This is a genomic window from Lactobacillus sp. RTP31084st1_F9_RTP31084_210423 (assembly GCF_040919545.1).
Lineage (GTDB): Bacteria > Bacillota > Bacilli > Lactobacillales > Lactobacillaceae > Lactobacillus > Lactobacillus paragasseri.
Genome location: NZ_JBCOVH010000001.1, coordinates 962,333 through 989,267 on the forward strand (window position 1 = coordinate 962,333; position 26,935 = coordinate 989,267).

Consider the following 26,935-nt stretch of genomic DNA (forward strand, 5'->3'; position numbering starts at 1 on the left):
TTATTCTCCATGCTTTAGCAAACTAAGTTTATTACCATTAGTTAAAATTATCTGTTGATACCAGCTATAGCTCTTCTTCGGAATTCTTTTCAATGTTCCGTTTTGTGTGTCATCTTGATCGATATAAACAAAGCCATAACGTTTAGAATAACCATTCAACCAGCTAAGTAAATCCGTGAAAGACCATGCACAGTAACCAATTAAATCAACCCCATCGCTAATAGCTTCTTTCATTGCCATAATATGATCTGCTAAATAGTTAATCCTATATTGATCATTAACTTTTCCATCTTGAACAATGTCTTTAGCACCAAGACCGTTTTCAGTAATCATAATTGGTAGTTGATATTTTTCATAAACTTGTCTTAAGGCAATTCTTAAGCCAGTTGGATCAATTTCCCAACCCCACTTTGTCTTATCTACGTAATCATTCTCAACACTATTAAACATAGGTACTTCTGGATTCTTAACTTGATCGCCCTTAGGTTGCATTAAATATGGATCAACTTGGTTAAATTGCTTTTCTTTATTCTTTGCAGCAGGTTTCTGCAATCTATTTTCTTGAACTGTTCCACCATGATAATAGTTGATACCTAAAAAATCTGGATGCGCCTGAGGATTTTCTAGAATTGCTTGTTCTTTTTTAGTCACCTCGGGCATTAAGCCAAGATTTTCTAGTTGTTTTTTAGTAAAAAATGGATATTTTCCTCGGCAATAAACGTCTAGCCACCAATTATTATTAAAATCATCAGCGTTTAAGGCTGCTAAAACGTCCTCAGGATTATTAGTCTTAGGATAAACGGGACCATAACCAAAGCTAGGACCAATCTTACCAGTTGGAACCATTTGATGAAATTCAATAGTTGCTAATGCATTAGCCAAATTTACATAATGGTCGGCTAAAAACATCGCTTTTACATTCTGCTTCTTCGGCGGATGAGTTCCCCAACGGTATCCCATTGAAGTAAAAACATTTTGCTCATTGATTGTTACCCAATATTTAACCTCACTGCCAAACTCTTTAAATAATAATTTTGCATAGTTTACAAAAGCAGCAATCGTTTTTTTAGATTCCCATCCCTGATATTTCTCTTGTAAAGCTAGGGGTAAATCCCAGTGATACATTGTAAGCACCGGTTCTATTTCGTTTTTTCTCAATTCTTTAATTAGATGATGATAAAAATTAACTCCTGCTTGGTTAACTTTTCCTTCTCCATCGGGTAAAATTCGACTCCAAGAAACAGAAAAACGATAAGCCTTCAGTCCTTGCTTAGCCATTAATTTAATGTCTTCTTTATAGCGATGATAATGATCAACTGCAATATCACCAGTTGTACCTTTAAAAGTATTACCGGCTTGATGTGCATATTTATCCCAGATAGATGGTCCTTTTCCATCCTCTCTAGCCGCTCCTTCAATCTGATACGCAGCTGAACTCGCACCCCATAAAAAATCTTTTGGAAAATCGTCTAATTGCTTATGATACATCTTTCTTACTTCCTATATATGCCCAGTAGGCTCCATATAGACTTGCATCATTATAGAAACGACAAGATTGAATTTCTGTTTCAAAATCTGACCAATTTGGAATTTGTGCCAATCTACTTTTTAGAATTGGAATTAATTCATTATTCTGACTTAATGCTCCACCAATTAAAAATCGCTGTGGATTCAAAGTACAAGCTAAATTAAAAATACAAATTGCTACATAGCTTGCCCACTTTTCAACTACTTCTCGAACTTTTGGATTATCAAGTTCAGCCATGATTTGATATTCTTCCACCAATTCACTAGGTATTCCTCGCATGGTTGCGTAATCGCTGATTAAAGCTGATGTAGATGCCAATTCATGTGCCGTCATAAACTGATGAGCTGAATAATCTGTAATCATCATTCCAAATTCGCCTGCAGAATAGCCGGGGCCACGTAACAACTTATTATTAACAAATATTCCGCCGCCTACACCATGTCCTAAGGTGATAACTACAAAATCTTCAACGTCTTGAGCATTGCCATTTAATTTTTCTGCAATTGCAGCACAATTAGAATTATTCTCAATAAAAATTTCAATCTTTTGATCGATATACTGATGTAAATCTTCGCTAATATTATGTCCGTCTAAAAATCTTAAAGAACCTGCACGAATAGCAATTTTATCCTTTACATTGATAAAACCGGGAAAACTAATGCTAATTGCTTTAATCTTCATGTCACTCTCATCCACTAAATCAGCAATAGAATTATAAAAATCCTTGGCTGAATTTTTAGGAACTTGATATTGACCTTTTTCAGTTAAATTTCCGTTTTCATCAAAGAAACCATAACGTATAAATCTCTGACCTATGTCGAGTGTTAAGATTGCCATAATGCTTTCTCCTTTTCAGGTTAGTTAATTATCTTTACTTACGTTACAAATAAAGCATAAACTAATTATTAAATAATGTAAACACTTTCAATGAATAAAACTTGTATAATAGTACATATATTCGCAAAGGAGTTTGGCCCATGTTTATCAATAAGCATACTATGCGTCTGAATAATGAACGCTCTGTAATTAGGCATGTCATTAATTACGGTCCCATATCAAGAAGTAAGATTTCTCGTGATCTTTCGATTAATAAGGTAACTATCTCGAGCATTCTTGAAGACTTACTCTCACAGCAATATGTAGTAGAAATTGGCGAAGGAGCAAGTACTAAAAATGGCGGTCGCAAACCGAAACTAATTGAATTTAATAAAAGCTTTGGCTATTTCATCAACATCGAAATTGGCAAAGACTACGTAAATATCATGTCCACTTGGGCTAACGGCCAAATTGCAAGATTCGAAGAAATATCAATTATTGATAAAACAGATGGCCAAATTTATCAGACTATCAAGAAAAAGATAAGTAATTTTGCGTTAAAAGATACTGTCCATCACCTTTTAGGTATTTCTCTTGCTGTTCATTGTCGCGTCTTAGATAATGCTGCACAAAAGCCAATTTTAAGAGATATTGATCTACCCCAAGTTCTAGAAGCAGAATTCGGAGTACCTGTAGTTTTACTCAATAGTGCTAATGCGGCTGCAATTTTTCAAAGAGATTTTTCTTCAAATAATGAAATTAAAAATTTGATTTCACTTACTATCAATGAATCTATTGATGCTGGAGTAATAATTGATGAAAATCTTTATCTCGGCAATCAAGCTGCAGCGGGCAATATTGAAGATATGAAGTTTTTACTTCAAACAGATGACAAGGTAATTGAAATTAATCCTATTTCTTATTGTTCCCAAGACGCTATCTTAAAAGAAGTATATAAGGATAAAGGGTTAAATAATCTTTCCTTGCAACAAGTAGCAAAATTATATGTTCAAGGAAATGACCAAGTTGTTGCTTCAATTAATCAATTTATTAATGGTCTTTCGCTTGTACTAAATAACTTAATTGCTAGTTATTCTCCTAAAATTATTTTTCTCGATTCAACATTAATTGAAAATTTGCCACTTTTATTAATACAGCTTCGCAACCATCTTCCTATTTTGCAAAAAACAGATACTAAGTTAGAAATCTCACGACAATCTACCTTTGCTCCTTTGCTAGGAAGTTATTCATTCTTAATGCGCCAAGTCTTTCATCTTGGTACCAAGCGCTTACGTCTAATTCCTTAGACATAAGCCTTTTTTTATAATTTCAGAAATTAATTGTTGACATTTTCGTGGAAAGGGCTTACATTTTAGATAGTTAGTTAATTAACTTTACTTACTTAAATAATTACTGGTTATCTTTTTTTCGGAGGTCTAACTCATGCAAAACAGTAAGTTCATGACCCTTATCAGGTCAAAAGTCCTGCCAGCTCTAGGAAAATTTGGCAATAATAAATATATGATCGTCTTAAGAGACGGTATGATTATCTCGGTTCCATTCACCATCTTTGGTTCAATCTTTATGATTATTGCCAACCTGCCTATTAATGGATGGAACAATATTATTAAGCCTTACCTTCCAATTTTGAATGCTCCAATTAACATGACAACTGGAATGATCGGTTTAATTGTTGCAATTGGTATTTCATATACTTTAGCTCGAGAAAATAAAATTGATAAATTATCCGCATCTGTGATCGGTGCCATTGCTTTTATTATCTGTGAATTAAATGACAAGATGGTTCTTGATCCAGCTAATTTAGGCTCAACTAGTATGTTTACTGCTATCGTTATTGCCCTTTTATCAGGAACAATTTATGATTTCTTCATTAAACATAAGATTGTTATCAAATTACCTGAATCTGTTCCACCTGCAGTAGCAAGTTCTTTCGTTTCTTTAATTCCAGCTATCGTAATCTTAGGTCTTGCTTGGGTTTTAAGATGTTTACTTCACTTAGACATCAATGCCTTTATTACTTGGATCTTTTCACCACTTACTGCTGGTCTTGGCAGTTTCTGGGGAATGGAAATTCTACTATTCTTTACTTTATTTGCTTGGACTATTGGTATTCACGGAAACAACACCGTCGGTGCTATTTCTGGTCCTGTTTATGGTGCATTTTTAATGGACAATATGCATAAAGCTATGAACGGAGCATCTGCTACTCACATTACTGCTGATGGTTTCTTAAACTTCGGTATGAACATGGGTGGTACTGGTGCTATCTTAGGATTAGTTATTTGTATGATGTTTGCTAAGAGTAAACGCTATAAGCAATTAGCTCATTTAGGATTTGTTCCATGTATCTTCCAAATTTCTGAACCTATTATGTTTGGTTTACCAGTTGTATTGAACCCAATGCTTTCAATTCCATTTATCTTAGTCCCTATGATTCTACAAGGAATTTCATACTTCTTAATTAAATTTGGCGTTATCCACATGGTAATTGCCAGTGTTCCTTGGACTACTCCTATTTTCTTAAACGGATTCTTAATCACCGGTGGTGACTGGAAAGCAGTTGTTTGGCAAGCAATTTGTTTAGCCTTTGCTGTTGTTTGCTACTGGCCATTCTTCAGAGCTTTGGATAAGCAAGCTCTTAAAGCCGAAGGTGGTAGTGAAGAGAATTCTAATGATTCAATCGTAGGTGACGCTGCAAAAGATTAAGAAATAGTTTTTAAATTAAATGTATGCAAAAAAGATGGCGTTTAAAACCATCTTTTTTAATGCGCTTTTTTTGACTTAGACATCAACTAGCCTTACTTTTAATTTGAAAAGGTATTTTTATAGAGGTGCAAAATTATGGCAAAAACAATTCCATATAACGTTGGTAAGTGGCTACCAACAGATCAAAAATTCTTTAATCAATGGCTTGGTAAGGTCTTAAAAGAAGCTGAAAATGAAGAAAACCAATACTTATTGCCACCAGTCCAAGCACTTAAACACTTAATTGAATCTGATCGCTATATTTATAACATTACCCAATTAATGTTTGATGAGATTCCAGAAAAAGACGTTGATACTCCTGCTGGAACACCACAAGTACGAAATTATCAGCAAATGCTTTTGATGCTTAACCGAATTATTCAAAGAGCCCCAGAATTTAATAAAACTGGATTAGTAGGTACACCTATTAATGCGATTTTTGATTATCCAATGGCTACAAAAGCTGGATATGTATTTTTCAATAATCCTAAAGTTAATGCTTGCTTGAAAAACATCCTAGATTATTGGGGTAAATTTCTTCAAACTTCAGACTCAACTTATGTCCTCAATACATCCGAAAATGGCTGGCTTAGCGACTACGCATTAAATGAAATGTCTAAAGTCGCATATGGAGATGATTTCTTTAATTTATTTAACTGTCCCTCTGAAGATAGAACTAAACACTTAGGCTTTACCTCTTGGGATAAATTTTTCACTAGAACCTTTAATCCGGGTATTCGTCCTGTACAAAATCGTGACGATCCCAACTCTATCGCCAATGCTTGCGAATCCGCGCCATTTAGAATTGCACACGATGTTCCATTAAAGGCTAAATTCTGGATTAAGGGACAACCTTATTCCTTAGTTGACTTACTTGACGGCGATCCGTGGGCATCTAAGTTTGAAGGTGGAACGTTATATCAAGCTTTCCTAAGCGCTTTAAGCTACCATAGATGGAATAGTCCTGTGTCTGGTATTGTAGTAAAAGCTTACAATTTACCTGGAACGTATTATGCAGAAAGCCTATATCAAGGTTTTGAAAATCCAAGAGGTGCCGATCCAGTAGCTGCTAATGATTCTCAAGCCTTTCTTACTTCCACCGCAACTAGAGCAGTTATTTTTATTAAAGCTGATAATCCTAAGATTGGTCTCATGGCTTTTGTTGCTGTAGGAATGTCTGAAGTTTCAAGCAATGAAATCACAGTAAGCGTTGGTCAACACGTTAACAAGGGAGATCAATTAGGAATGTTCCACTTTGGTGGATCAACACATGTCCTGCTATTTAGACCTGAAACTAAGGTAGAGTTCAATTTGCATGGACAAAAACCAAGTATTGCTGGAAACAACATTAAAGTCAGATCTGAAATTGCACGCGTAGAATAAAATCAGATCACACAAAAAGTGAAGGTACTTCAATGTACCTTCACTTTTTTCATACCTTTATTTATTTTTCTTGGGCCAAAAAATTGCCAAAACACAAAAAATACATCCCAGTATAAAGGCCCATATTAGCGGATAATCCCACGAAAAGAACATCCCAATATCACTTGCAGTATAGCGAACTATTAGCACCAACAAATTAATCAAACATAGCATCCAAATGATAATTGTCATTTTTCTAAAGAAACTTTTCCAGTCCATTAAATCACCTTAAAACTATCTAACTTTTCCTGCGTCATATCACGAATAATGGCAGTTGCTAAATCAACTGATGCTTTAAAATCTTTATAGGCAGAGAAACAGTATGGAGAATGTTCATAACGTACTGGAATACCAATTACTATTGTTGGAGCACCATATTCATAATAAATAGCAGCTCCATCTTGTCCTCCACCTGTTCTCACTGAGCGGGTATATGGAATGCCATTTTTATCTGCTAAATCACAAGCATATTGCTGGAATTTAGGATTTGGTAAAAATGTAGTATCCATGTCTCTCAACATCGGTCCACGCTTTAGACCTGTTTGAGATAACCATTCCGGTTCAAAAGTGTCATCGGCTGGGCAACTTTCTAGAACAATACATAAGTCTGGCTTAATCTTTCTACCAGTTACATAAGCTCCGCGAAGACCAACTTCTTCTTGACTTGATAAAGCAGCCACAACATCAAAATCAGTTTCTTCACCTTTTAAATTATCTAAAACATCGACCATTGCACCAGCACCAAATCGATCATCGAAATCTTTTCCAAAGAAAAGACCTGATTTTTCATGATATTCACACTTCACATCAACAAAAATTGGACAACCGGTATCGATCTTATAGTCTTTTATTGTTTCTTCTCTGCTTGATGAGCCAACATCAATTGACATGTCAGCTACTTCTGGAATCGAATTTCTTTCAGCTGCAGTCATAAAATGTGGTGGCTTAGTTGCAACTACACCTGGAATATACTCACCATCACGATTCCTAATTTTTACTTTTAATGCAGGAATATTATATTTTACCCAGCCACCAAGTGGCACGAATTTTATTAAACCATTTGGTCTAACCGCTTGAGTGATGAAGCCCACTGCATCTGAGTGTGCATCCATCTGAATTACAGGACGATCTCCCTTATTTTCCTTCTTTGCAGCATACACATTAAGCATGCCATCAACTGTAATATCTGCTGTATTTTTAGCATAAGTCGAAAATAATTTTACAAATTCTTCTTCAAATCCAGAGGTTGAATTTGCATCAGAGAATTCTTTTAGCATCTCAATTTCTTGTTCTTTTTTCATGATTTTTCCTCTCGCAAATACTTTTGTTTTAATTATATTTTACTTCTTTAAACTTTTTAAAGAAATTCTTTGCAAATTTTAAATCTTATGCCTAGCTTTATTTAAAAAATTAAAGGTATTCTATTAGACAAGTAAGGGAACTTCTACACCTTACTTATTCTCCCAGAATAACATACGACATTAAAAAAGCAGACTTCTATTCCCCCAGATGTCTGCTTTTTGTTTTACGGTTAAAAAATATCATAGATTTTCCTATCTTTTGTTATACTTATAGCAAAAATTCATATCTTAAGGAAGTAAAAAACATGAAAAAGCTAGTCCTAGTACTTTTTTCAACCATATTGCTCACTGCTTGCAGCAATACTTCGTCTAATAATACCGAAAATAAATCTTCCAGTTCACAATCTTCAATCACTACTTCAAAGAGGAGCAAAACAGCCACGCCTAAACCAAACTTAAATAAAAAATATCCAGGCTTTAAACTGGCTACAATTCCAGACAACTTTCAAGGTACTTGGTACCAAACTGATATCTATAGCACACAGGCTCGAAAATTTATCATTACCAAACATACAATCATGGATTCTGTGGTTTATCAAAAAACAGATCCCAACTTAAATTTGAGCCATCGTTCTGAAAAAGACAATAAAACCTATGCTGGAAACGCAACAATGGTATCTTTTGAAGACAAAAACGGCTCTCAGTGGTTACGAGCACGTGGCTTCTTAGATACTGTTGATATTATTTATATTACAGGTACTTTTAAAGGGCATCGCTGCCTCTACTTAGCATATTCATCAGGTGATATTCACAGTGCTATTTTTAAGGATCGAAAAGCTGCTTTAAAATATCGTAAATATGATTTCTCACAAGTCACTAATCCAAGTAATTAATCAATGACTAGTTGTAATTACAATTAATTACGTTATAATTATTTTTGACATTAGTTGTAATTACAACTTTTTAAGAAGGAATTCTATGAGAAAACGACCACTAGCCAATCTTCTATATCATATTGGTAAACTAGAGAATCTTTTAATTAATCAAAGATTGAGTTCAATTAACTTAAGAATGACGCATGCTCATGCCTTACGTTATATTCAAAAACATCCCGGGTGTATCCAAAAAGAAGTTGCTGAATATCTCTTTTATCAACCTGCTAGCTTTACCAATGTAGTTAAATTATTAGAAAAAAAGCAGATGATTGAACGCCGTCCTGATCCCAAGAACGGTTTAAAGAAGCAATTATTTCTTTTACCAGCTGGCAAAGATGTTCTTGATCAAGTTAATCAAGCTTTTGAAGAAGTTAATCAATTAGTCGGCACGGTAAATTCTGACACTTTAACTAAACTAGAAGAAATATCAAATAATTTAAAAAAACAAGTTCAAAGAAGGCATAATGATGAGTAAGTTTAATCCCTTATGGGAATATATTAAAAACAATAAAAATAGTGATTTCCAGTTATCCTTTGATCAAATTCAAGAGATTGCTGGTCTGCCAATCGACCATTCTTTTCTGACTTATAAAAAAGAACTCAAAGATTATGGATTTGAAGTAGGAAAGATCTCCTTGAAAAATAAGACCGTAAACTTTAAAAAGTTGGAGGAATAGGATGACAAAAAAATCTGATAAACCTATTTGGAAAAAGAACCTTTATGTCCTTTCAATTGCCGTTTTTATTGCGGGAATCGCTTTTTCAGAAATCATGCCTTTTTTGCCTCTGTATATTGATACTCTTGGTCATTTTACTCACCAGCAATTAAACTTCTGGTCTGGCTTCATTTTTTCAGGAGTATACTTTGTTTCCGCTATTATCTCGCCTTGGTGGGGAAAATTAGCTGACAAAAAAGGTAGAAAACTAATGATCTTGCGAGCTTCTCTAGGAATGGCAATTGTTCTTGGAAGCATGGGACTAGTTACTAACGTCTGGCAACTATTTTTCCTAAGAATTCTACAAGGAGTTTTTGCGGGTTTTGTATCAAATTCAAATGCTCTAATTGCTACAGAAACGCCAAAGGAAAAATCTGGTCAAGCTTTAGGAACCATGGCTTCATCTTTTACTGCCGGCAACTTGCTGGGACCATTTTTAGGAGGTGCACTAGCTTCTGCCTTTAGTTACCGTGTTACTTTCTTTATCACGGGCGGTTTATTGTTAATCTCTTTCCTTCTTTCATTATTCTTTGTTCATGAAGAAGGCTTTAAGCCCATTACTGAAAAGAAACTTGATAAAGCAAGCGGCGTCATTGCAACTCTTCGCTCTCCTGCCTTAATCTTTGGTTTGCTCTTAACAACCTTAATTATCCAGGCTGCCAATAATTCAATTAATCCGATTGTTTCACTTTATGTTAAGCAATTAATGAACGGAAATGGCAATGTCGTCTTTGTTTCAGGAATTATTGCGGCTCTTCCGGGAATTGCTACTTTCTTAGCTGCTTCTCGTTTTGGAGCGTTAGGCGACAGAATTGGTACACACAAGATTATTATTGGTGGTTTTATCGGAGCGACAATTCTCTTCTTTTTAACTGCTTTTGTTCACAATACAGTTCAGTTAGGTATTTTAAGATTTTTAGTTGGCTTTACTGATGCTTGCCTTTTCCCTCAAGTACAAACCTTGCTTACTAAAAATTCCCCGGCAGCAGTAACCGGTCGAATTTTCTCATGGAATCAAAGTGCAATGTATATTGGAAATATTGTCGGTCCTCTTCTTGGTTCCTTTATCGCTGGAATTTCCAGCTACAGCATGGTACTTATTGTCACTGCAGCAATCGTAGTCTTAAATTTAATTTTGTTTAATCTTAATGTTGTTAGAAATCTTGCCAAATAACAAAAATAGCATCCCTCATAAACTTGAGAGGTGCTATTTTTAACGACAATTTTAATCTATACTAGATAAAGAAAAAATATATAAGGATCGATTTTAGATTTATGAATATTAAATTTAAAAATAAGTCACCGAGTTAATCCTAGTAATAACGCATAAATAATTATTACTAGAAAAGAGAGAAAATTTAAACGTGGATGAATTAAATGCATTAAACCCAGATAAGAAATTTATTTCTTGGCAGACTTTATTTTTGATGGCGCTCTGTACTGTTATTGGTTTAGACGATATCATGTTCAATTTTCAAAACCAAGGAATGGCTGTCATATTCTCATGGATTGTAATGGTTTTATTCTATGTCATTCCTTACTCTTTAATGGTTGGCCAATTAGGCTCTGCCTTTAGTACAGAGGGTGGAGGGCTTTCTTCCTGGGTACGCGGAACTGATGGTGAATTCTTAGGATATTTCACTGCTTGGACTTATTGGGCTGCTTCAATTCCTTATGCTGTTGATTCAGCTAATGAAGTTATCGTTGACTTAGGTTGGGCCCTTACTGGATCAGAAAAATTTCAAGATCAAATCCCCAATTCTTTATTTGCCCTATTAACTTTTGTAACTTTTATTGTATTCATTATTATTGAACACCATTTTTCAAATTCAATGGAATTCTTGTCAACAATTGGTGGTGGGTTAATGGTAATTATGACCATTCTTTTTGTTGTTCTTGCCTTTGTAGGCTTGGCAAAATCAGGCGGTCATATGGCGACAACCAATTTTACTTGGAAAGATATTTTTCCTAAATTTGACTGGCACTATTTCTCAACGATTGCCATGTTAATCTATGCAATGAACGGTGCTGAACTAGTGGCTCCTTATGTAACCAAAATGAAAAAGCCACAATATGACTTCCCTAAGGCAATGATTGCATTAGCAGCAATGACTGCATTTTTAACAATTTTAGGCTCATTTGCTCTAGGAATCTACTTTAACGCTAATCATATGCCAAACGACTTAAAAATGAACGGTGCTTACTATGCCTTTAAGATGATTGGTCACCAATATGGTTGGGGCAATTTCCTTCTTTATCTCTGGGCTTGGACATCTTTCTTCTTTAACTGTGCGTTGCTAGCAGTTTTACTTGATGCAATGACTAGAATGTTAATTTCCGATACTGGTAGTCGCTATATGCCTAAGTTCCTTAGAAAAAAGGATAAGAATGGCTTACCAATTAATGGATATATATTAACTGTAGCTTTGTCATCATTCATTATGATCTTAGGTATCTTTTTGCCTGACATGAACGATATTTTTAACTGGTTGCTTAACTTAAACGCAATCGTTTCACCAGGTGTTACCTGCTGGATCTTCTACTCATTTATGCGGGTTAGAAAAGATTCGAAAAAATTCCCTTCAAAATATGTCTTTATTAAAAACGACAAAATTGCCTATGCTGTTGGATTAATTCTCCTTCTTGTTACTGCTATAGCCACGATTATGGGAATTACGCCACAAGATGTACCAGAAGGAAGCAGTATTTGGTGGTATGAATTAATTATTAATATTGTTGCTGTAATCGTCTTAATTGGTTTAGGTGCAATTCTGCCTGGAATCAGACACCGAGAAGTTGAATACGGTATTGCTTTTGATAAGGTTCAATGGATTTCAATGATTGCAATCACTATGTGTTCAATTATCTTCGGAATTTACCTAGGAGGATTAAAGCACTTATCTGGACGTGGAATCTACATTGCTGTTGAAGGTATATTTAGTCTACTGATTGTTTGGCTAATTGGTAGAAGAAAACCTAACCTAGCCAATGGTTTTAAGGCTGAAGAAGATTAAAGGCCCTAATAATTATTTGTTAAAGTACATTATTAATTAGAGTGAAAAAGTATATTCTGATTTTATATTGGGATATGCTTTTTTAGCTAGAATAAATTTTAAATTAATTATAAAAAATCTTACCACTTTGCGTAATAAACATATGGGATTACTTCCTCAAATATCTTTAGAGAGGACTGCTCATATGGTTAAAAAGATTGAACCATGGTTTGGGTTCACAGAAGATAAAGTGTTTGGGATGGTGATGGAAAACAAGGATTTTTGTAAATATTTGCTTGAAATCATCATTCCAGATCTAAAGATCAAGAAGATTGATTGGTTAGATAAGCAAGTTGAGATTAATAATTCTGAACGTAAGAACGAAGCTAAAGAAGTTAGACTTGATGTTTTAGTCACAGACCATGAAGGACGCGTGTTTAATATAGAAATGCAAACAACGGATCAGGATGATATTGGTAGACGCATGCGCTACTATCTTTCAAGACTTGATCTACGCTATACTTTAAATAAAGGAAAGACCTATCGAAATTTGAAAGACGCCTTCATTATTTTTCTCTGTAATTTCAAACCCAAGAAAGATGATAAATTTTATGAGTCGTACCATACTTATTCTGATCAAGATAGATCAAAGCAATCGCAAGATGGCGTGACAAAGATTATCATTAATTCACAAGTTTCAGCTGAAGGTCAAAGCGAAGAATTAAAAGCTCTAGCTAAACTGATGAATAATGAGCCAGTTAAATTAAATAAACATTTCGATTATGCGCAAAGAAGAATCAAGGAAATCAATGAAGATCCAGAAATGAGGGAAAAAATCATGCTTTACGAAACAAGGATGCTAGAACGAGAACAAGCTGCAGGAAAAGCAGGCTATGAGCAAGGAATGCAGCACGGTATTAAACAGGGATTAGAGCAAGGAAAAATAGATTCTGCCAAAATTATTCTCGAAAATCAACTGAATAATGGCAGTACTTTGGAACAAGCTACAGAATTTGTTAGAAATTTGAAACTGATTCCCAATGAAAAATTAGGAAAAATTATTGCTATGTATGATTCGCATAAAAACTAATGCGTTTATATTTTTGTGTATAATTTTCAAAATTAAAATCTAAAATAAAAAATCAGCACTGATATGCAGACGTTATAATCACAACGCCGGTATATCAGTTTTTTTATATCCAATTATTTATAGTAATGCTATATCTTACAAAAACATTATTTCTTTTTTAATGTTCGTGTTTTTATTTATCTGATTCATTATTAAAAATTTTTATCAGCTTTATTTATGCATAAATGCAATCTTTAGACAAGCATATGTTTAATAATATTCGTATTTATCATTGACTTTAGACTTACAATCATTTAAGCTAATAGACAAATCGGAGGTTAAAAATGAATCGAAAATCAGTCATTTGGTTACTTCTTCCAGCTTTTATGGGAGTTTTATTATTCGCACTTTTTCCCATTATTCAAATCATTATTCCTACATTTCAAACTAGATATGGTTTCTGGGGACTATATTCTACATTCCTAAGGAATACTTATAATTGGCAAATAATTGGAAGAACATTTTTTATAGCTATCGTAACAGTTATCCTTGTCTTAATTTTAGGGTTACCCATTTCTCTATGGATTGCTCGTCAGAAAAAATCCATTAAACAAATTTTAATGATCCTAATCTTATTTCCAATGTTAACTAACGCAGTTGTCAGAAACTTCGCTTGGATTATCATCCTAGGACGAGATGGCATAGTAAACAAATTTTTATTAAATTTGCATTTAATTAATCATCCCTTGTCACTGCTTTATACCAATCTAGCAATCATAATCGGATCCATTTATCTATTTTTACCAATTATGATCATCACATTAACTAGTAATATTTCTGAACTCAATCTAGAAGTGGAAGAAGCTGCTGCTGTACTTGGCTCTACTCCATTACAAACTTTGTTTAAAATAATAATCCCTCAGTTAACGACAGGAATCTTCACAGGCTGCATTTTGGTTTTTGCAGGAACAATGACAGCTTATACTACTCCTCAAATTTTGGGAGGAAATCGTCATTTGGTTATGTCTACGTTAATTTACCAACAAGCAATGACTTTAGGTAATTGGCAAAAAGCTAGCGTAATTGCTCTAATTTTAATTATTATTTCTGCACTATCTATGTGGATTATGAAAAAAATAAATTACTTTTTAGATAGGAGACCTAGCCGTGCTTGATCGAAAAAATAAAGTTTTAACTGCTATTTCACTTATCATATTAGCGTTATTACTGATTCCTTTAATTTTAGTTATTATTACGTCATTTAATACTGAGAGTTCAATTTCTTTACCTATAAAAGGTTTCACTTTTAATTGGTATGCGAATATTTTTCAGCAACCTGACTTTATTTCTGGTTTTGAATCAAGTTTAATAGTGGCTCTTTTAGCTAGTAGCTTAGCTTTGTTAATTGGTATTCCAGCTGTTTATGCACTAACTCGATTTCATATTCAACATGCCGCTTGGTTTCAATCATTTTTCCTCAGCCCTACATTAATCCCAGAAATTGTTATTGGTTTTGCCCTATATCAAGCCGTAGTTGTTACTCTAAGAATCCCAGTCTTTATAGGTCTAGTTATAGGTCATTTCTTATTATGTTTACCCTACGTAATTCGCCTAGTGACAGCCAGCATGTTATTAATGGATAAACACATAGAAGAAGCAGGCTGGATATATGGATGCTCACCAAGAAAAGGATTTTTCTTAATAGTTTTACCTAATATTAAATCTAGTATTATTGCAGCTTTTATGCTGTGTTTTATTAACTCATTCAACAACATTCCAATTTCATTGTTTATGAATGGTCCTTCTCTAACAATGCTTCCGCCAGCAATTTTAAATTATCTGCAAAACAATTATGATCCAACAGTTTCAGCTATCTCCGTTCTTTTAATGATCTTTACAGCTTTAATGATGGTCTTAGTCGAAAAAGCAATTGGGATTAATAGTCTTACTAAATAGAGGTATTATTTTGGCAAATTTAGAAATTAAAAATTTAGTTAAGTCATACGATGGAAAAAACAACATTTTAAAAAATATTTCTTTCAATATAAAAGACGGTGATTTAGTTTCAATATTAGGACCATCTGGATGTGGTAAAACTACAACATTACGAATTATTGCTGGCTTAATTCCAGAAAGTAAGGGACAAATTTTACTCAATGGTAAACAAATTACAAATATTCCAGTCTATAAACGAAACTTTGGGATGGTTTTTCAAAGCTACGCTCTGTTTCCTCATCTAAATGTCTTTGATAATGTTGCTTTTGGTTTAAAAATGCATAAAGTCTCTAAAGATGAAATAAAAGATAAAGTTACTTCAATCCTTAACACAACAGGACTCTATCAATTAAAGGAAAAATACCCTGCTCAACTTTCAGGAGGGCAGCAACAAAGAGTTTCTTTAGCACGTGCTTTAGTTACAAATCCACAATTATTATTGATGGATGAACCTCTAAGCAACTTAGATGCAAAATTACGTTTAAAAATGACTGTTCTTTTCGTTACACATGATCAGCAAGAATGTTTCGCAATTTCTGACAAAGTTTTAATTATGAAAGATGGTCACATCGAGCAATACGATACTCCGCAAAATATTTTTCATCACCCTCGTACAGAATATGTAGCTCGTTTTATAGGTTACGATAACTTCATTTCTATAAATTCTAATGAAAGAAACGACGACCATCATATTCTAGTTAAAAACACTTTGCTAACCACAAAAGAATCAAACAGCAATGCCAAAATTTTAACCATTCGACCAGAAAATATTCTTCTTGATCAAGATAATCATTCAGAAAACTCTTTCTTAGGAACTATTACATCTCGTGAATATCTAGGACAAAGTTTTAAATACACAATTACAAGTGATTTAGGAATTTTTCAAGTTGAAGAAGCTAGAGCAAAGATGCGCAGTTCAGGAGATACAGTAACTCTCACTCTCCCAGCTAAACATCTTCATCCTCTATCAGAATAATTGAATTTTATTTTCAGAAAGGAATATCATGAAATTCAAAAAGTTTTATCTTTGGTCCCTTATCTTAATTACTGCTGGTGTTGCAATCGGTACTTCTGCTTGTTCATCAAAATCAAGTGAGAAATTGGTAGTTTCAACTTTTGGCTTATCTACTAAGCAAATGCGCTCAGATGTTTTAAATCCCTTCTCAAAAAAATATAACGTCAAAGTCTCAACTCAATTTGGAGACAGTTCAACTCGACTAACTCAAATAGAACATAATCCCAACTCTAATGTCGATGTTATTGAACTCGCTCAAAATAATGCTGTTACAGGAGCAAAAAAGAAATTATTTAAAAAACTAGACTTTTCAAAAATCAAAAATTTCAAGTATCTATCTAAAGATCAACAGCAATTAGCTAAGAAAACCAATACTGTTCCCTATACAGTAAATAGTGTAGGAATTATTTATAATCCTAAAAAAGTAAACATTAAAGATTGGAACGATCTTTGGTCTGATAAGCTCAAGCAAAAAATATCCGTTCCAGATATGACTACTACATTTGGCCCTGCTATGCTATATATTGCCGGAGATCATGCTGGTACCCAAGTTACTAAAGATGATGGTACTGCCGCATTTAAAGCAATGAAGGAATTAAAACCTAACATCGTAAAAACTTATACTCAAAGTTCTGATTTAAGTAATATGTTTAAGACTGGAGAAATTAGTGCTGCAGTTGTAGGTGACTATGCTGTCGGAATGCTTCAAGCAACTAATCCTGATTTAAAATATTTCGTACCAGCTTCTGGCACTTATGCTAACTATGATAATGTTTCTATTTTGAAAAATAGTAAAAATACGAATGCAGCTTATCAATATATTAATTACCGTTTAAGCGAATCAGTGCAAAAGAAAGTTGCTAATACTAAATCACTTAATAACGCTCCTGTTAATCAACAAGTTAATTTAAGCAAAAAAGAGGCAGCTAATAAAACTTACGGTGACGTAGCTAAACGTGCTAAAACCATTGATTTCTTCTATGTTAACAGCCATATTTCCAAATGGATAAACCAATGGAACAAGATAATGAATAATTAGTTTTTAACGCAAACATTATAAAAGAGTTGGAATTACCAACTCTTTTATTTATAAGGAGCAACACATGACACAGGTAGATTTATTAATTAAAAACGCTCAAGTTTTCAATGTCTTCTTGAAAAAGTTCATTCACAGCGATGTAACTATAAAAGATGATAAATTTTATTGGATTAGCGATAATCTAGCTAACGTTACAGCTAAAAAAGTTATAGATCTGAAAGGCAAATATCTTATTCCTGGCTTTGTTGATGCTCATATGCATATTGATAGTTCAATGACAACACCAGAAATCATGGGACAAACAATTGGAAAATATGGTACAACGACAATTATTGCAGATGATCATGAAATTACTAACGTCGCTGGTATAAAAGGTCTTAAAAATTTTATTAATCAGCCTTCTCCAATAGACATCTATTTCGGAATACCATCATCAGTTCCTTCAACTAATTCACATATGGAAACTACTGGTGGTCAAATTGGTCCCGATGAAGTTAAAGAGCTATTAAAGGATCCCCGCTTCATATGTTTGGATGAAGTAATGAACTTTAAAGGTATGACTTCCCCTGATAATACTTTAATCAAGAAAATAATAAAAACGTGTAGAAACATCCACCCTACAATGCCACTTGAAGGTCACGTTCCAGCTTACACTGGAGAAGAGTTAACAAAGGTCATTTATGCTGGCATTACAACTGATCATACTCAACAAACTGCCGAACTAGTTGAAGAAAAAGTTCGCAATGGAATGTTTGTAGAAGTCCAACTAAAGTCTATGCATCAAGATGTAATTGACACTATCATTAAAAATGACTTTTTCGAACATGTTGCTCTTGTAACAGATGACTCAATGCCTGATACTCTTCTTCATAGCCACTTAAATGCTTTAGTAAAGAAAGCAATTGATATGGGAATGACCCCAGAGCAAGCAATTTATATTTCAACATATACTCCTGCAAGACATATGGGCTTATGGGATCGCGGAAGTATTGCACCAGGAAGAATAGCTGATTTTATAATTCTAGACAATCCTAGAACATTATCTATTAATACCGTATACAAAAATGGCCTTCCTATAGAAAACAAATTTAAGAAATCTGATTATCAATTCTTGCCTTCTCTAAGATCATCAGTTAAAGCTCCTAAACTAGAAATCAATGATTTCAAATTAAAAACTGATCTGATTAACAATGGTCAAGTAGTTGCCAATGTAATCCAAATTAATCCTGTTGGAACTTTTACCAATCATATTTAAGTAAAACTAGAAGTTAAAAATCATGAAGTGCAATGGAAAAAAGCAAACTTAAATCTTATTATGGTGCAAGACCGTTATGACAAAAACAATGGTAACTACACTTTAGGACTAGTAGATCGCGGAATTTCTAAAGACGGTGCTGTTGGAGCCACCTGGGCTCATGATCATCACAATATAATGATAATGGGAACAAACATTAAGGCTATGCTAAAAATACAACATCAATTAATAGATGAACAAGGTGGTTATGTGGTTGCTAAAGGAGACGAAATCATAGAAGATGCTCCATTACCTATCGGCGGAGTTGTTAGTGATGAACCAATGACAAAATTAGGAGAAAAAATTAGTAACATTAGACATACTCTGCAAGACTTAGGATATAAAAATACAAACGAAATTATGTCATTTTCAACACTGTCTCTATTGGTTTCTCCTCAAATAAAAATTTCTGATAAAGGATTGTTCGATGTAAAATCTCAGGAAAAAATACCTTTATTTGAGAAATTATAATGCTTATATAGTCGCTTTTTCTTAAATTCTAATAACTAACAAAAAACGCCATTTCTTACCTAATTTAAATTAGATAGAAATGGCGTATTTTTGTTTCTAAATTATTTTCTTGAATTATACTTCAAATTTGCCTTAAATTCATAAAAAAATGAAGTATACTTCATTTCAGCACATAAATTGCTAAAAATTGAAATATACTTCAAAAAAATTAATTTTGTTTCTTAGCGTCTTGATGATTCTTCTGCTCCCTAATTGCAGTAGGAATACCGCCAATCTTTGCCAATCTCTTTTTACCCAAGAATAGATAAAGAATGGCAGTTACAGCTGCTACAATGATTGAAAGTAAGATGGTTTCCCAAGTAAAGTTAAATACTAAGTAGCATGCTACTAATAAGGCCAAAATTGGAATCGTATAACCACCGGGAAGTTTAAAGCCATGATTTGGATATTGACCTGTGTGTTTAAACTTAATTACAGCAAAAATCGATGGTACATATTGAACAAATGATGCTAAAACAATACAGCCAACTAAGAACAAATAAGATTGCGTGATCAAAAGCAAAGTTACCGCAGCGGTCAGAATAATACCAACCCATGGAGCGTCAAACTTATTCTTCTTACCTACCCAAGCTGGTAATAATTGGTGTTCGAGCGCTAGTGAAGCAATTAAAGCTGGCGTATTAAATGAACAGGTAAATGCTACACCAAAGATACTTAATACAACTCCAATAATGATAATAATGTAGCCCCATTCACCGACAGCGGACTTAAGGGCATTTGCAATTGGAATGGTATACCAAGACATCTTATGACCTAAAATACCGATAGCAATTAAAAGCATTAATGTATATAAGATACTTACACTTACCATTACTGCAACTAAGGCTCGTGGAATATTTTTAGCTGGATCTTTCATCTGCGAAGCAGCAATTGGAATAAATGAAAAGCCACTAAACAAATAAAAGACAACACTGAATGCTGCACCAAAGTGATGGAAGAATGGTCCTACGCCTTTTGCAGCAGCCACTGGCAGTACTGGATGGAAGTTCGTAATATGCATAAAGAACATCCCAACCACAATAAATAGAATAATCGTTGAAAGCTTTGCAATTGATGAAGTATTATCAATCACTTTAACTAAAGCTCGACCAAAGAAATTAATTATTGAGAATAATAGGATCAATCCGATCCCTACTGCAAAATATATTGAGCTTTGATTAAAAGCAGGTACAAAACTCTTAAGCGTTGTTAAAAATGCTACGACTTCAGCTGCATAAGTACAACAACCCAAAAACCAGGTAAATACACCTAGTTCATAACCAGCAAATCGACCAAAAGCGTTATATGAATATAGCCATGCAGCTCCTGATCCTGTAAAACGACTCGCCAAATCTGCATAACACAAAGCAATTAAACCAACTGTTAAGGCAGCAGATAGTAAAACAATTACACTAAGCAAATTCATGTCTTTATAGATAGATTGTGGAAGTAAAAACGCCCCAGAACCTATAATTCCGTTAATTCCCAAAAAGTAAATCGACATAAAAGTTAACTTTTTAGGAACAGTTTTCTTAACCATAAGTACTTACCACCTTTGAAACTGTTCACTTTATTAATTTAAAATATTAACTCTCACCTCAACGATAACTATTGTCTTTTTTAAAAGCAAATAAAAGAAACCGAGTTCAATAAAACAATCTAACTTACCTATAAAATATTAACTATTTATAAAAAATATAATTTTATAATACGAATACCTTTTCTTTATTAATACGGCATTCATTAATGTTATTTTATTATTATTTATTACTATAGTGTGAATTTCGATAAAAACTATTACTTAAGCGGTTCCTTTTATTTGCTTTTTCGTCTATAAGAAACTATCTTAAGAAACGAATAGATAGTTATTTTTTAGCTTGCAAGTTGTTATGTAAATATCTATTTGAAATATTTAAACTTTCTATTTTGATGAAAACTCGTGTAAATCGCTATTTTAAATTAATTTAGCGTTTTTTAATCAATTGATTATAACATAAGTTATTATTAATGATCATCACAAGCTAAGCATCTTTTTAGTTAGCTTCTTTTGCCTTTCTAGTAAGGAGTTGGTATTTTCATGGAAGACGAAAAAACCAAAACAAAGAAGACCTATATATCCGTCCTTGCCTTGACAATGATGAATGTATCTATGGTTGCCGGTCTTGCAAATGATGTTCAGCAATCATTCTACGGACTTGCATCAGTAACGTACTTTGCAATCGGAGCTATTTGCTTCTTCATCCCAACCGCTTTGGTTGCGGCTGAACTTGCTTCTGGTTGGAGTAACCGCGGAGGAATCTTCCGCTGGGTTGGTGAAGGTTTAGGTAAAGGCTGGGGACTAACCTGTTTGTTTATCCTATGGTTCCAGACAATGCTGAACTTTGGGATGGGAATGCCTAGTTTTACTGCCACGATTATGTTCTATACACCGAACTATGATGCCGCTGTAAAATTCGCTCAAAACCCACAGCATGAGTTATTAATCATGACAGGTTGGATCATCCTATATTGGGTCTTAGCATATTTAGCAACTAAGGGTGTTAAAACTTTCTCAAACCTTGCCAAATACGGTGTTATTATCGGAAGTTTAATTCCTTTAGCAGTCATGGTTATTTTAGCTATTGTTTGGGTAGCTCAAGGACATACTCCTGCTATTCCAATGACACCAAAAGATTTAATTCCTAAATGGAATGGAATGAGTACTTTAGCATTAGCTGCTGGTGTGTTCTTCTCATACACTGGTATTGATATGAACGCCGCCCACATTAAGCAACTGAAGCACCCTGAAAAGGACTTTACCAAGGCAATGTTTATTTCTATTATTCTTGCCTTCTTAATCTTCGTTGTTGGTACTGTCATCATTGCGATGATTATTCCTGAAAAACAAATTAACGTTTTGTACACTCTCTACTCTGTATTCAGGATTTTAGGATCAACTATCGGAATGCCATGGTTATACATGGTTCTTGTCTGGGCGTTGCTCTGCAACACAATTGCGATGGTTGTTACCAACATGGCTGGTCCTTCATTTATGCTTGGTCAAGCTGGCGGTAGTGGATTTTTACCACATTGGCTTCAAGAAAAGAACAAGCATAATATGCCTGCTCACTTAATGTACACGCAAATTGCAGGTATGACGATTATTGCCTACTTAGTAAAATTAATTCCAAATGTTGAAGGATTCGTTATTTTACTAACACAAACAATTACCGTTTTATACATGATCTACTACATTTTAATGTTCACTGCTTTCTTACGTTTACGTTACGATCAACCTAACCGTCCACGTTCATTTAAAGTTCCTGGCGGTATGGTCGGTGCATGGATCGTTGCTGGTATAGGGTTAATTTCAAGCGTATTTGCGATTGTTTTAGCTATTTATCCACCTGCACAAGTTAAGTCAGAAGTTGGTTCACCAGCTATTTATATCTCAGTAATTGTAATTTTAGTTGCAATTATTCTTGCTATTTGTCTAGCCTTGTATCAACTTTCAAAGCACCACGATTGGGTAAATCCAGATAATGAATTTGCTCCGTTTACTTGGGAAATTGAAGGTCTTAAGAAGCCTGGCAAGGTATTATCAAATGTACCTACTACACTTATGTCTAAAGATCAAAATCCAATGGGTATGCCAATCAAGCGTCCATACAAGCCAGACCAACAAGTTTCTGAGCATGTAGTTAAAGCTGATGAAGAGAATAATATTTCTACTGGTAAAAATTAAATAAATTATCGATTTAAAGAAAAGAGATTATATTATGGTACAAATTGATAATGAAGATTTAAAACAAGTTAGATCTGAATTTTTAGATACTCCAAAGTACCGCAATACACAAAATGCTGTCATGAAGAATGGCATTAAGAAATCAATTACGAACCAAAGCGTAATTAATTCTCAACCCTTCGTATTTTCAGTTGATGTTGACTCAAACAAAGTTATGAACCAAAAGCAATCTGGCCGTTGCTGGGACTTTTCAGGTTTAAACTTTATCCGCTATCACGTGGAAAAAGAACATCATATCAAGGATATGGAATTATCTGGCACTTATGTTTACTTCTATGACAAGTTAGAAAAAGCTAATTACTTCTATCAAAACATTATTAACACTGCTGATCGTCCCCTATCAGATCGTTTAGTTAACTGGTTACTTACTACTCCACAACAAGATGGTGGTGACTGGCAATTATTAGTTGATTTGATTGAGAAGTACGGTATTGTTCCATTTGAAGCTATGCCTGAAGATGCAGTCAGTGCTAACTCTCAGGAATTAAACCGGATGTTTAATAGAAAATTACAAAAGGATGCCTTAAAGTTACGTGATTTAGCAAACAGCGATGCATCTGATGAAAAGATGAAGAGTGTTCTTCACCACTTAAACGCAGAAAACTATCGTGTCTTAGCTATTTCTTTAGGTACTCCTCCAGAGAAGTTTACTTATGAATATCGTGACGAAAACAATGAATACCACACCACTGGTCAAGTTACTCCAATGGAATTCTTCAAGAAGTTCGTTAACATTAACTTTGATGATTATGTTGAATTAATGAACTTACCAGGTGAAAATTATCCATATAACACTCCATTTGGCGTTGAAATTTCTGGAAATATGGTTGGTGGTCAACCAAGTCGTTACTTTAACGTTTCAATGAAAGATATGGAAAAGACCGCCATTGAGCAATTGAAAGATGATGAACCTGTATGGTTTGGTTGTGATGTATTGCAAGAATGGGCTCCAAACGCCGGCTTGTTAGATACTAAGGTATTTGATTGGGATCGTTCATTTGGAATTAAATTAGGTACTGATAAGACCAAGAGATTTGAATATCGTGAAAGTCTTCCAACACACGCAATGCTTATTTCTGGTGTTGACATGCGTGATGACAAGCCAATTAGATGGAAGATTCAAAACTCTTGGGGCAATAAGCCTGGTCACAAAGGTTACTTCATTATGGGTAACGATTGGATGGAACAATACACTTACGAAACAGTTGTCAACAAGAAGTATTTAACTGATGAGCAACTTGCCGCATACGAAAAAGAACCTGTAATGCTTCCATACTGGAACGCAATGAACCCAATTTAGTAGCTTTAAAGCTCCCATAGCTATAAAATTTTTAAAAGCTAGGTGACAATTTCATCTAGCTTTTTCTTTTAAAAGTAAAACATAGAGGCAAATACTATGACATTAACAGATACGCAAAAAGAAATTATTGCAAAAGCTAGTAAAAAAGATCTCAATGGCTGGCACTACTTATCAGTTCAGGGAGATCCCTATGAAATTGGCTTTCAACATGGCTATCTTTTAACTGATGAGTTCAGGGATGCAATTCGTGTTTACACACATATGACTCTTGAACTATATGGAATGGATTATTCATTCTTTGTTCAGGAAGCTGTTAAATTGCATAAAAATAAAATTTCTGAAGAATACCTAGAAGAAATGCAAGGGATGGCTGATGGCTTTACAGCAAATGGCTTTGAAACTAGCCTTGACGACATTATCGGCTGGAACGATTGGATGGAGTTAACCGGCTATTGGTGGCCACAAGTTGCAGCTAACTATTCAAACAATCCACCTCAAGGTCCACGCGGATCACACTGCTCTGGTTTTGTTGCAACTGGATCTGCTACGCGGGATGGAAAACCTGTCATTGCTCACGAAAGTTTTGACGATTTTTGGAGTGGACAATACTTCAACGTTTGCGAAGAAGTTCACCCAACTAATGGTCATGCCTTTAAGATGCAAACCGTTCCTGGCTACATCGATTCAATGACCGACTTTTACGTAACAGATGCAGGTCTTGGCATTACTGAAACCACTATTGCTGGATTTGTTGGTTATGATGTAAACGGGATGCCAGAATTTATCCGGGCTCGTAAAGCTACTCAATATGCTAATAATATTGACCAATGGGTAAAACTAGTCAATGAAGGGAATAACGGTGGCTACGCTAATATTTGGCTTCTTTGCAATATTAATACCGGTGAAATTGCCCGTTATGAACAAGGATTAAAGAATCAAGAATTACTAGAATCAACTGATGGTTTCTACTATGGCTGCAATGCTTGTCATAATCCTCGAATTCGCAATCTTGAGTGTGTCGACAACGGCTATAATGATACTCGTCAGCAAACTGGTGCTCGCCGGGCTCGCTTTGAGCAATTATTGCCAGAAGTATCAGGCACAATTGACGATTCAGTAGCTAAAAAGATTTTAGCTGATAAATATGATCCATATCTTGGTTATCAATGTGCTTCTTCACGTAATATTTGTGCTCACTATGATGTTGACCCACAATATTATGCTGATGATCCACATGGTGTATGGAATGTTCCATTCTTCCCAGGTGGCTCATGCGATGGTAAATGCGCAGATGCTACTGATATTCAAAACTTGAATATGTGGGGCATCTTTGGCAGAGCCGATGGCGAGCCATTTGATGCAAAAGACTTTATGAAGCAACATCCAGAATGGAACTGGCAAAAAGGTTATCTGTATGACAGACCAAGTCAACCTTGGACATTATTTGACTAAATAAATTTCTATTAACTTAATCAGAAATATAATTATAAAACTACTCACACAAATAGGGTTAAGCATTTACGCTTAACCCTATTTTGTTCACTATTTATTTATCGTTTGCTTAATCTTTTCAAACACGAGTTGCATGACAGCAACCCAAGTTAAGGCAATTGCAACGGAGCCACAAACATCTGATGGATAGTGAGCATATACGTATACTCTAGAAATCATTACGATGACTAACCAAACAATTAAAAGAAAATCAATCCAAAAACGTTTAGTTCTATCCTTCAAGACAACTGGTAAAAGAACCATAATAATCCAAATTACAATCATTCCCATTCCTAAGGTATGACCACTTGGAAAACTAAATCCATCATCAACTGCCAAGTGTTGTACTGGGCGTGCTCTCTGAATTAAATGCTTGATTACCCAACCTACTGCATCCCCAGTAATCATTGTTAAAACCAAGTTAGTCGCAAGAGGACGTTGTTTTCTAAACCATAGAATTACGGCAATTAAAACCATCCAAACTAAATCAACCTTGGTATCAGCTAAAAACGTAATCTTTAGCATCAATCCCTTTAAATTAGGCACAATATGAACTAATCCTTCAAAGAAATTATCAAAGGCATTAATCCAACCTAAATGCAAAATAATTGAAATAGCAAGGATTAAACTGATTGGTAATCCCCAATATATTGCTTTTGAATATTTTTTCATTTTTACTCCTATTTCCATTAATGTTTTTTATTATTTTACCACTTAATTTATCATATATGATTTTTACATACGCTTTCACACCATAAATGAACTTTTTAGTGTATAATTATAAAAGAAAAGGAGTTAGTGAGTGCGAGTCACTAACTCCAATCGTAACTTAAGATGATTTTTGAGTTTAGCTAATCCTTGTGATTAGCTTTTTTTATTATTGCGTAAGCTTTTGCGATACGTATGGCACATGTTCCAAGAGCACCTAAGATAATACTTACCGCAATAGTGAAAGATATCA

The 26,935-nt window shown here is 34.3% G+C and carries 21 protein-coding genes and 1 pseudogene; 17 read left to right on the top strand and 5 right to left on the bottom strand.

The features are described from left to right. Positions 1–1,488 (bottom strand): glycoside hydrolase family 1 protein, encoded by a 1,488-nt coding sequence (locus AB5359_RS04885; protein ID WP_048684995.1) that lies wholly within the window; start codon positions 1,486–1,488, stop codon positions 1–3. After that, positions 1,478–2,365: an ROK family protein gene (locus tag AB5359_RS04890; RefSeq protein WP_048685000.1), complete on the bottom strand. Its 888-nt coding sequence runs from the start codon at positions 2,363–2,365 to the stop codon at positions 1,478–1,480. The genes AB5359_RS04885 and AB5359_RS04890 overlap by 11 nt, the downstream gene beginning before the upstream one ends. Before the next feature lie 140 nt (positions 2,366–2,505). Between AB5359_RS04890 and AB5359_RS04895 the strand changes: the two genes are divergently transcribed. The 3 genes from AB5359_RS04895 to AB5359_RS04905 all read left to right on the top strand — a co-directional run bounded on the left by AB5359_RS04895 (position 2,506) and on the right by AB5359_RS04905 (position 6,493). Next, complete coding sequence (locus AB5359_RS04895; protein ID WP_048685001.1) at positions 2,506–3,651, top strand: ROK family protein; 1,146 nt, start codon at positions 2,506–2,508, stop codon at positions 3,649–3,651. 136 nt (positions 3,652–3,787) lie between these two features. Beyond that, a complete protein-coding gene (locus AB5359_RS04900) occupies positions 3,788–5,071 on the top strand; it encodes a PTS sugar transporter subunit IIC (protein WP_077410197.1) in 1,284 nt (427 codons plus the stop codon). A 135-nt stretch (positions 5,072–5,206) separates the two neighbouring features. Continuing rightward, positions 5,207–6,493, top strand: a complete 1,287-nt coding sequence (locus tag AB5359_RS04905) for a phosphatidylserine decarboxylase family protein (protein ID WP_048685005.1) — start codon at positions 5,207–5,209, stop codon at positions 6,491–6,493. Between the two features lie 257 nt (positions 6,494–6,750). On the opposite strand, the gene AB5359_RS04910 is transcribed toward AB5359_RS04905, so the two are convergent. Then, on the bottom strand, positions 6,751–7,833 hold the full coding sequence (locus tag AB5359_RS04910) for a M42 family metallopeptidase (RefSeq protein ID WP_048685011.1): 1,083 nt from the start codon (positions 7,831–7,833) through the stop codon (positions 6,751–6,753). A gap of 305 nt (positions 7,834–8,138) precedes the next feature. Here AB5359_RS04910 and AB5359_RS04915 point away from each other — a divergent pair, with 305 nt between their 5' ends. The 11 genes and pseudogenes from AB5359_RS04915 (at position 8,139) to AB5359_RS04965 (ending at position 19,360) form a co-directional block, all read left to right on the top strand. Beyond that, positions 8,139–8,726, top strand: a complete 588-nt coding sequence (locus tag AB5359_RS04915; RefSeq protein WP_048685014.1) for a membrane lipoprotein lipid attachment site-containing protein — start codon at positions 8,139–8,141, stop codon at positions 8,724–8,726. A gap of 85 nt (positions 8,727–8,811) precedes the next feature. Then, positions 8,812–9,243: a MarR family winged helix-turn-helix transcriptional regulator gene (locus AB5359_RS04920; protein ID WP_048685017.1), complete on the top strand. Its 432-nt coding sequence runs from the start codon at positions 8,812–8,814 to the stop codon at positions 9,241–9,243. Beyond that, the gene (locus tag AB5359_RS04925; RefSeq protein WP_020806848.1) at positions 9,236–9,445 is read left to right on the top strand and encodes a hypothetical protein; all 210 of its coding nucleotides are present in this window, start codon (positions 9,236–9,238) and stop codon (positions 9,443–9,445) included. Before AB5359_RS04920 ends, AB5359_RS04925 begins: the two co-directional genes overlap by 8 nt. A gap of 1 nt (position 9,446) precedes the next feature. Beyond that, a complete protein-coding gene (locus tag AB5359_RS04930; protein WP_048685019.1) occupies positions 9,447–10,658 on the top strand; it encodes an MFS transporter in 1,212 nt (403 codons plus the stop codon). Positions 10,659–10,848: 190 nt separating this feature from the next. Further along, positions 10,849–12,498, top strand: coding sequence for an APC family permease (locus AB5359_RS04935; protein ID WP_048685022.1), 1,650 nt, complete (start codon positions 10,849–10,851; stop codon positions 12,496–12,498). Between the two features lie 184 nt (positions 12,499–12,682). Next, a complete protein-coding gene (locus AB5359_RS04940; RefSeq protein WP_126327861.1) occupies positions 12,683–13,567 on the top strand; it encodes an Rpn family recombination-promoting nuclease/putative transposase in 885 nt (294 codons plus the stop codon). A 323-nt stretch (positions 13,568–13,890) separates the two neighbouring features. Further along, positions 13,891–14,721, top strand: coding sequence for an ABC transporter permease (locus AB5359_RS04945; protein WP_003649254.1), 831 nt, complete (start codon positions 13,891–13,893; stop codon positions 14,719–14,721). Further along, positions 14,714–15,502 (top strand): ABC transporter permease, encoded by a 789-nt coding sequence (locus tag AB5359_RS04950; protein WP_003649255.1) that lies wholly within the window; start codon positions 14,714–14,716, stop codon positions 15,500–15,502. The genes AB5359_RS04945 and AB5359_RS04950 overlap by 8 nt, the downstream gene beginning before the upstream one ends. A 10-nt stretch (positions 15,503–15,512) precedes the next feature. Further along, on the top strand, positions 15,513–16,517 hold the full coding sequence (locus AB5359_RS04955; protein WP_368280006.1) for an ABC transporter ATP-binding protein: 1,005 nt from the start codon (positions 15,513–15,515) through the stop codon (positions 16,515–16,517). Positions 16,518–16,545: 28 nt separating this feature from the next. After that, entirely contained in the window at positions 16,546–17,595 is a 1,050-nt protein-coding gene (locus AB5359_RS04960) for an ABC transporter substrate-binding protein (protein ID WP_048686061.1), read from the top strand. A 64-nt stretch (positions 17,596–17,659) separates the two neighbouring features. Further along, positions 17,660–19,360: pseudogene (locus tag AB5359_RS04965) on the top strand (adenine deaminase C-terminal domain-containing protein). A gap of 208 nt (positions 19,361–19,568) precedes the next feature. On the opposite strand, the gene AB5359_RS04970 reads toward AB5359_RS04965, so the two are convergent. Next, on the bottom strand, positions 19,569–20,939 hold the full coding sequence (locus AB5359_RS04970; protein WP_003649259.1) for an APC family permease: 1,371 nt from the start codon (positions 20,937–20,939) through the stop codon (positions 19,569–19,571). 537 nt (positions 20,940–21,476) lie between these two features. Between AB5359_RS04970 and AB5359_RS04975 the strand changes: the two genes are divergently transcribed. From AB5359_RS04975 to AB5359_RS04985, 3 genes are all read left to right on the top strand, one after another. Then, the gene (locus AB5359_RS04975; protein ID WP_048686065.1) at positions 21,477–23,123 is read left to right on the top strand and encodes an APC family permease; all 1,647 of its coding nucleotides are present in this window, start codon (positions 21,477–21,479) and stop codon (positions 23,121–23,123) included. Positions 23,124–23,157: 34 nt separating this feature from the next. Further along, positions 23,158–24,483: a C1 family peptidase gene (locus AB5359_RS04980; protein WP_048686068.1), complete on the top strand. Its 1,326-nt coding sequence runs from the start codon at positions 23,158–23,160 to the stop codon at positions 24,481–24,483. Positions 24,484–24,579: 96 nt separating this feature from the next. After that, positions 24,580–25,935 (top strand): C45 family peptidase, encoded by a 1,356-nt coding sequence (locus tag AB5359_RS04985; RefSeq protein ID WP_048686070.1) that lies wholly within the window; start codon positions 24,580–24,582, stop codon positions 25,933–25,935. Positions 25,936–26,025: 90 nt separating this feature from the next. Here the strand turns inward: AB5359_RS04985 and AB5359_RS04990 are convergent, their stop codons facing one another. Beyond that, positions 26,026–26,646 carry a phosphatase PAP2 family protein gene (locus AB5359_RS04990; RefSeq protein WP_048686072.1) on the bottom strand — a complete coding sequence of 207 codons (621 nt, stop codon included), beginning with the start codon at positions 26,644–26,646 and terminating at the stop codon, positions 26,026–26,028. Positions 26,647–26,935 lie beyond the last annotated feature (289 nt).